At 63.5% G+C, this 1,340-nt stretch carries 1 protein-coding gene; it reads left to right on the top strand.

The window, feature by feature from the left end:
• Positions 1–1,340: LAGLIDADG family homing endonuclease (locus DJ75_RS19055; RefSeq protein WP_275542305.1), on the top strand; the 1,340-nt coding region annotated here is incomplete at both ends.

The raw sequence follows: 1,340 nt of genomic DNA, 5'->3' as shown, positions 1-1,340 counted from the left end.
GTCGTCGTCGATGGTCGCCTCAGCGAGGAGACGCTCAAAGAAGCGAGCAGCGTCTACAAGACCGGCGAGAAGGACGTTTATAAGCTCACGACCGAAGAGGGGTACGAACTCCGCCTCACTTCCGATCATCGGGTCATGACGGGTGACGGGTGGGTGGAAGCCGGCAACCTCGACGCCGGCGACACGGTCCACATCCAGAACCGGAAAGGCTCCTTCGGCCAGCACGGAACAGCGGCAGAGGGTCGCGTACTCGGCTGGATGGTCGGTGACGGCCATCTCAAGATCGGAGAGGAGCGCGCCGTCCTCAACTTCTACGACGAGGACGCCGAGGTCTCGGAGTCGTTCACGGCCGACGTGAACGAGATCGTTCGCGATCCCGTCGGTAACGCCGACTACGAGGTCGGCGTCAGCGAGATCGCCAGGGGTGACGACTACCGCGGCGCGCAGGCCGTCGAGCAGCGGATCCGCTCGGCTCGACTGTACGAGTACGCCGAGGAAGCCGGCTTAGCCGATCAGAAGCATCAGGTGCCTGAGGCAGTGATGCGCGGGAGCGAGGAGATGGCACGCGGGTACCTCCGTGCGCTGTTCTCCGCTGACGGGGGCGTTCAGGGGAACGTCGAAAAGGGCGTCTCCGTCCGGCTCACGAGCACGAGCACCGACCTGTTAAAAGAAGTCCAGCAACTCCTGCTCAACTTCGGGATCTTCAGCAAGATCTACGAGGAGCGCCACGAGGAGGGCGTTCAGGAGATGCCCGACGGAAACGGCGGAACTGCGGAATACGAGCGACAGGCCGACCACGATCTCGTCGTCTCGAAGGACAACCTCGTCCGCTTCGCGGAGGAGATCGGATTCCTTCTCGACTCGAAACAGGACGCACTCGACGAGCGTCTCGCGAACTACGACCACGGACCGTACAGCGAGGGATTCGAAGCGACCGTTTCCGCAGTCGAGGACGACGGCCACGAGGCCGTCTACGACCTGACGGAGCCTGAGACGAGTTCGTTCGTCGCGAACGGTCTCGTGGTCCACAACTGCGGCGAGCAGCCGTTAGAGGAGTACGAGGCGTGTAACCTCGGTCACATCAACCTCTCGACGCTCGCGGCGCAGGACGCGCCGGACTGGCGCGTCTGGTCCGAGGCGCACGCCGACGAGTACGAGTCGAAGGAGGCCGCCATGTCGGCGTTCTTAGCGGAGGCGATCGACTTCGAGGAGTTCGACGAGCGGATCGACTACGGCACGCGCTTCCTCGAGAACGTCGTGACGATGTCGGACTTCCCGGTCGAGAAGATCGAGCAGAAGGTCCGCGACATGCGGAAGATCGGGCTCGGCGTGATGGGGCT

Origin of the sequence: Halorubrum sp. Eb13, assembly GCF_002252895.1 — an archaeon.
Taxonomy (GTDB): domain Archaea; phylum Halobacteriota; class Halobacteria; order Halobacteriales; family Haloferacaceae; genus Halorubrum.
This window is presented reverse-complemented; position numbering and strand designations above follow the sequence as displayed.